The 250-nt window shown below is 46.4% G+C and carries 1 protein-coding gene; it reads left to right on the forward strand.

Annotated features, from left to right (window positions below; genetic code table 11):
- Window positions 1–250 (forward strand): Uma2 family endonuclease (locus tag LKK83_RS32500; protein ID WP_324635059.1); only part of this gene is annotated, 250 nt, incomplete at both ends.

Below are 250 nucleotides of genomic sequence, written 5' to 3' on the forward strand. Positions count from 1 at the left end.
GAAAAAGAGAAATTTCTCCCCTTTGCGCCGGATTTTGCGATCGAACTTATGTCGCCAAGCGATAGTTTAAAAACCACCCAAGCGAAAATGAAAGAATATATCGAAAATGGTACGGTATTGGGATGGTTGATTAATCGCCAAACTCGGCAAGTGGAAATTTATCGTCCCGGTGCAGAAGTAGAAGTGCTGGATAATCCTGCCACGGTGTCGGGAGACCCCCTGCTACCGGGATTTATCCTGCAGTTAGAGG

The sequence above is a fragment of the Phormidium sp. CCY1219 genome (assembly GCF_035615515.1).
Lineage (GTDB): Bacteria > Cyanobacteriota > Cyanobacteriia > Cyanobacteriales > Laspinemataceae > CCY1219.